We start from the raw sequence: 6,130 nt of genomic DNA on the forward strand, positions 1-6,130 counted from the left end.
TTGGTGAAGGCACGCCCGCCGCAAGGCTTGCGTGTGGCCGGTGCGCGATCGCCGCGCATCTGTCTTGGCATTGGCGACGGCAGCGTGCATCGGCAATAGGCAAAGAAAAAGCGCACCGCGATGCGGTGCGCTTGAAAGGAACGGGATCAGCGTGCGCCGCCGCCGGCGTACAAACGCTCGCCAGTCAGCCAGTAGGAGTCGTCGGAAGCCAGGAACACCGCAATCGATGCGATGTCGTTCGGTTGACCGATGCGACCCAGGGGCGTGGCGGCCAGCGCGTATTTCTCGAAATCGCCACCGATGGCGCCTGCGGCATGCGTGCCCTCGGTTTCCACCATGCCAGGATTGAGCGCGTTCACGCGAATCTTGCGCGGCCCCAGTTCCTTCGACAGCACGCCGGTAATCGCATCCACGGCGCCCTTGGTGGCGGTGTACACCACCGTGTTCTCCGGCACGATGCGCGACACCAGAGAACCGAGGTTGATGATGCTGGCGCCTTCGCCCAGATGCTTTACCGCGGCCTGGGTGACAAGCAGCAGGCCGCGCACGTTCACGTTGAACTGCCTGTCGTAGTGCTCTTCCGTGATCGCTTCGATCGGCGCGAACTCATAGACGCCCGAGTTGTTGACGAGAACGTCGAGGCGGCCGTAGTGCTCGATCGCGGCATCCACGATCGCCTGCGCATCGGCGGCCTTGGAAACATCGCCCTGCACCGTCACCGCCTTGCCGCCGGCCTTCACGATGTCGTTGACCACGGCATCCGCGCCCGCCTTGCTGGAGGCGTAGTTGACGACGACGGAAGCGCCTTCCGCGGCCAAGGCCTTGGCAATGGCGGCGCCGATGCCCTTGGATGCGCCCGTAACGAGGGCAACCTTGTTTTTCAGCTTGCTCATGAGATATGTCCTGGTGAGGTGGGGATGAAGCTGTTCTGAATTCCTGTAGTTCGTAACTTATGAACTATAGAACTAGAAATCAAGGGCCGATAAAATGCGCATCATGCGGCCGCTGGTTCACCCATCCATTGAGAACATCACCGTCGAGGGCATTCTCCATGCCCTGTCCGACCCCGTGCGTGCCGCCATCTACGCCGAACTGGCCATTTCCAGCGGCGCCACCTGCTCCAACTTCCTCAAGATCAGCGACCGCGACATTCCCAAGTCCACGTTGTCACAACACTTCCGCGCCCTGCGCGAGGCTGGCCTGATCCGCAGCGAGCGCCACGGCGTGGAAATGCGCAATACCACACGCTGCGAGGAGATCGACCAGCGGTTTCCCGGCTTGATCATGGCGATCATGAAAGCGCATCAGATTCAGGCGGTGGGACGTTTGCAAGGCACAAAACGCAAATCGGTCGCAAAGAAGAAAACTGGCTGAGTGCGCAGGCCAGTGGAAGGTCGAGTCAGAAAGGAATGGCGTTACCTGCTGCTTTGGCAGCTTCTATCCAGGCGTTGATGGCACTCTTGACGTTACTTAATGCCTCGGCTTCGGTAGATCCCCAGGCGGAGCAGCCAGGGAGTTCAGCTACGTTGGCGATATAGCCAGCGTCTTCTTCAGACCAAATGATGTTAATGCTGTATGGAATCATGGTCTGGGTATCGTAATTCAAGGCAGACTTCGCCGCGCCACCTGCGGCGGCATTCCCGTCCATCGCTTGAATGCACGCCGAAATTCGCGCGGGTCGCTGAAGCCAAGTTCCACGCCGATTTCCGCCACGCTCAGTTGACCGGCATGCAGCAGTTCCAACGCGCGTTCCGCACGTACGCGGTCGTGGATTTCGCGAAAGATGCGTCCGCTTTCGGCGAGCCGGCGGCGCAGTGAGCGCTCGCTGAGGTGCAAAGTGCGGGCGACTTCGGTGAGGCGGGGATGTTCGCGCAAGCGGTTACGCAACAGGCGTTCGACGGAGACGACGATTTCGTCGGAAGGGCTGGTGCCGCGCAGCTGCTGGTGACATAACGCCAAGGCCTGGCGGGAAACCAGGGGGTTGTAGCCGGGAAGAGGGTGGGCCAGCCAGTCGGCGCCGACTACGATGCGGTTGTGTTGTGCGCCGAAGCGCAGGTCGCACTGGAAAGTAGCCGTGTACTCGGCCGCGTAGATGGGCGAGGGGTAGGTCAACTCGATGCGTAGCGGCGTGAGTGCGGGACCGACCAGTTCGCGTGCGATGGCCAAGCAACTGGCGAACAGTTCTTCACACAGGAACGGCAGCAATTCGATTTCGCCGTAGCGCGGCCATGCCTGCACGCCGACGGTTTGCGCATCCACTGCGACAAAGTCCACATCGAGCAGGCTGCCGCAGATTTTGTGGTTTTCGATGCCGGCGTTCATGGCTTCGCCGAAATTGCGCGAAGTCATCATGGCCAGGCCAAGCAGGCCGAAGCTGCCGATGGATTCGTTGCGGCCAATCAACAAGCCCAGCGCCGGGAAGCGCATCGCCCGCAGCGCGCGGGAAATGATCGTACGCGCCTGCCGGTACGACACGCGCAGGCTGGGATCGTTGATCTGCTGGCGGGCGATGCCCAGCCCGGCAAACCATGGCTCGCTGTCGATGCCGTGGCGCGCGGCAAACTCGGTGAGGTGGACCAGCACGTTGGCCGGGATGTCGGCGGCTTGGGCGCGCGGATCGGGCTCGATCACGGTAGATGCCGCGTGCCGCGTATGTAATTCGAATGCCGCCTGTGACATGCCGAACCTTCCCCCGTGCCAAGCCCATGGCGCAGGGTTGTGTTCTAGCACGGGCAGCGCCGGCCTGGTTAGCGCGGCGCACAAGTTCAGCGCAGGCGGGGTGGCGGTGTTACGGCCGTGTGGGTTTTTCGTTGGATGCGCGTGCCGCCATGGCGCGTTTCCATTGCTCGACCCAGTTGCCGAGGTCGGCCAGGCGTTTGGCGGGATCGTCGTTCAGCGACATGCCGACGGCGGAGCCGGCCACGTGGCCGCTTGGATCAAGCAGCATCACGGTGGGATAAACACCGATGCCCAGCGTATCCGTCAGCGATTGGCCGTGATACAGCACGTTCCAGCGGAGGCCGTGCTGCGCCACGAACTGGCGTGCGGTGTCGGCGTTTTCGTAGGTGATGGCTACGAAGTTCATGTCGCCGTGCTCGCGCGCATAAGCATTGAGCGTCGGCACCTCGGCGATGCATGGCGCGCATTCGGCAAAGAAGAAGCTGACCAAGGTATAGCGACCATGGAAGTCGCTCAGCCGTTGCGTGCCGCCGCGCAGGGACGGCAATTCAAACGGCGCAAAGAGATCGCCGCGGCCGAACGCAAAGCGTCCCGGTTCGCCTGCGCGCGCACCGGCCGGGCGCAGGCGCAGCACGGCCATGCCGGCCTGGGTGTCGCGGCTGATGCTGTAGTGGCGGCGGCCCTCGCGCATCTGCTCGGCGAAGCTGGCGTAGTCGAGCGGCTTGCCGTTGGCGTCGAGGTAGCGCAGCTGAGGAGCAGCGCCTAGGTGCAGGGAGGCGACGAACTGCTGCTCGTCTTGGGCATTGGCGGCGTAGGCGGTGGCTGCCAGGCTTAGCAGCGAGATGAGTATCGCTATTCGTCGCATGACGTGCTTGTCGGTGGTCGTGCAGGTTGGGGTGGCATATTGCGGAACCCCAACCTGGCGATATGCATGGCGATGTTGGGGTTCGCTTGCGCTCACCCCAACCTACGGTTTATTCGCCGATCGTCAGTAGCGAAGCGTTGCCGCCGGCTGCCGTGGTGTTGATGGTAAGCGTACGCTCGGTTGCAAACTTCACCAGGTAATGCGGGCCGCCTGCCTTCGGGCCGGTGCCGGAAAGCGATTCGCCGCCGAACGGCTGCACGCCGACCACCGCGCCGATCTGGTTGCGGTTGACGTAGCAATTGCCGACGCGCGCGTGGCTGCGGATGTATTCCACGGTGTCGTCGATACGGCTATGGACGCCAAGGGTCAGGCCGTAGCCGGTGCGGTTGATCTGGTCGACCACTTGCGCCAGCTCGCTGCCCTTCCAGCGGATCACGTGCAGCACGGGGCCGAAGATTTCGCGCTTGAGCACATCGAGCGAGGGAATTTCGTAGGCACGCGGGGCGAAGAAGGTGCCGTTGGCGGTATTGGCCGGATCAAGCTCGGCCTCGGCGATCTTTTTCGCTTCCTTGTCCATGCGCGCAGCGTGGTCGATGAGAATTTTCAGTGCGTCGTCGTCGATCACCGGACCGACGTCGGTGGAAAGCTGGCCCGGATCGCCCACCTTCAGCTCGGCCATGGCGCCGGCGAGCATGCCGACCACCTTGTCGGCAATGTCTTCCTGCACAAACAGTACACGTGCCGCGGAACAGCGCTGGCCGGCGGATTGGAACGCGGAGGCGATCACGTCCTTCACGATCTGCTCGGGGAGCGCGGAGGAATCGGCGATCATCGCGTTCTGGCCGCCGGTTTCGGCCACTAGCGCAGCGATCGGCGCATTGCGCGCGGCGAGCGTGCGGTTGATCGCCCAGGCGGTCTCGGTGGAGCCGGTGAAGGCCACGCCGGCCACGCGCGGATCTTTGGTAAGCGCCGCGCCTACCACGGCGCCGTCGCCCGGCAGATACTGCAGCACGTCGACCGGTACGCCGGCTTCATGCAGCAACTTGATGGCGACGTAGCCGATCAGGCTGGTTTGCTCCGCGGGTTTGGCGATCACGCTATTGCCGGCGGCCAATGCCGCGGACACCTGGCCCAGGAAAATCGCCAGCGGGAAATTCCACGGGCTGATGCATACGAACACGCCGCGTCCGTTGAGGAACAGCTGGTTGTTCTCACCTGTCGGCCCAGGCAACTGTTCGGGATGGCCGAACAGGCGCCGCGCCATCGCCGCGTAGTAGCGCAGGAAGTCGGCCGCCTCACGGATTTCGGCCATCGCATCGGGCAGGCTTTTGCCGGCTTCGCGCACGCACAGGGCGATGAATTCGCCGCGGCGTGCTTCAAGCTGCTCGGCAGCGTGTTCAAGGATGGCGGCGCGGCTGGCGGCCGGCAGGCGATCCCAGCCCGGCTGCGCGGCCACGGCGTTGGTCAGCGCCTTGTCGGCCAATGCGGCATCGGCGCTTACGTAGCTGCCTACAACTTGGCGCCGATCGGCAGGATTGGTCACCTGCACGCTGGGGCCTTTGCTCTCGCCGCCGGGTACCAGCGGGCCGGCCGTCCACGGACCGGACTTTGCGTTGACCGCCTCGGCGAGGGCTTTCATTTCGTTGTCGTTGGAGAAGTTGACGCCCATGGAGTTTTTCCTGGATACAAAATTTGAGTTCTGCGCAAGCGCCGAACTGTCCCCGAACAGATTGACCGGCAGCGGAATGCGCGGATGCGGAATCGAAGCGAAGCGGCGCACCGTCTCGCAGGGATCGGCCACCAGATCGCGCACCGGCAAGGTTTCGTCCACCACGCGGTTGACGAAGCTGGTGTTGGCGCCGTTCTCAAGCAGGCGGCGCACCAGGTAGGGCAGCAGGTCTTCGTGCGTGCCGACCGGCGCGTACACGCGGCACGGCACGTTGAGATTCTGCTTGCCGATCACTTCGGCATACAGATCCGTACCCATGCCGTGCAGGCGCTGGAATTCGAACGGACGTCCGTGCGCAATGTGATGCACGGCCGCGATGGAGTGCGCGTTGTGCGTGGCGAACTGCGGATAGATCAGCTCGATGCCGGCATCGAACAGCTTGCGCGCGCAGGCGAGGTACGACACGTCGGTGTTGGGCTTGCGCGTATACAGCGGATAGCCGGCCAGGCCCAGCTCCTGCGCGCGTTTGATTTCCGCATCCCAGTACGCGCCTTTCACCAGCCGCACGTACCAGCGGCGGCCGGTGGCGCGCGCGGTTTCGATCAGCCAGTCGATCACGAACGGCGTGCGCTTGGAGTAGGCCTGCACCACGATGCCCAGGCCATTCCAGCCTTGCAGGGACGGGTGCGCAAACACATCGCCAATGATGTCCAGCGACAGCTCCAGGCGATCGGCTTCTTCCGCGTCGACGGAAAGCGCGATGCCCTGCTTCATCGCCAGCTGTGACAGTTCCAGCAGCTTGGCGGTGAGATCGCGGCGCGCACGCTCGCGGTTCGCCACTTCGTAGCGCGGATGCAGCGCGGAGAGCTTTACCGAAATCGAGGGTGCATCGGTGTGATTGGCGAACGGTCCGCGCG

Annotated in this window: 6 protein-coding genes; 1 reads left to right on the forward strand and 5 read right to left on the reverse strand. The window is 63.5% G+C overall.

The genetic code is table 11. The features are described 5' to 3' along the window. Window positions 1-146: 146 nt before the first annotated feature. The gene (locus VMA74_RS19920; protein WP_325370191.1) at window positions 147-893 is read right to left on the reverse strand and encodes a glucose 1-dehydrogenase; all 747 of its coding nucleotides are present in this window, start codon (window positions 891-893) and stop codon (window positions 147-149) included. A gap of 94 nt (window positions 894-987) precedes the next feature. On the opposite strand from VMA74_RS19920, the gene VMA74_RS19925 reads away from it, so the two are divergent. Continuing rightward, on the forward strand, window positions 988-1,374 hold the full coding sequence (locus tag VMA74_RS19925; protein WP_325370193.1) for a helix-turn-helix domain-containing protein: 387 nt from the start codon (window positions 988-990) through the stop codon (window positions 1,372-1,374). A gap of 25 nt (window positions 1,375-1,399) precedes the next feature. Here the strand turns inward: VMA74_RS19925 and VMA74_RS19930 are convergent, their stop codons facing one another. The 4 genes from VMA74_RS19930 to putA all read right to left on the reverse strand — a co-directional run. Then, entirely contained in the window at window positions 1,400-1,606 is a 207-nt protein-coding gene (locus tag VMA74_RS19930) for a type II toxin-antitoxin system HicB family antitoxin (RefSeq protein WP_325370195.1), read from the reverse strand. Beyond that, entirely contained in the window at window positions 1,603-2,679 is a 1,077-nt protein-coding gene (locus VMA74_RS19935; protein ID WP_325370196.1) for an AraC family transcriptional regulator, read from the reverse strand. The genes VMA74_RS19930 and VMA74_RS19935 overlap by 4 nt, the downstream gene beginning before the upstream one ends. A 109-nt stretch (window positions 2,680-2,788) precedes the next feature. After that, window positions 2,789-3,544: a TlpA disulfide reductase family protein gene (locus tag VMA74_RS19940; protein ID WP_325370197.1), complete on the reverse strand. Its 756-nt coding sequence runs from the start codon at window positions 3,542-3,544 to the stop codon at window positions 2,789-2,791. A gap of 109 nt (window positions 3,545-3,653) precedes the next feature. After that, window positions 3,654-6,130, reverse strand: a 2,477-nt coding sequence (putA, locus tag VMA74_RS19945) for a bifunctional proline dehydrogenase/L-glutamate gamma-semialdehyde dehydrogenase PutA (RefSeq protein WP_325370198.1), incomplete at its 5' end; no start/stop codon positions are given.

The organism is Dyella sp. (genome assembly GCF_035508675.1).
GTDB lineage: Bacteria > Pseudomonadota > Gammaproteobacteria > Xanthomonadales > Rhodanobacteraceae > Dyella_B.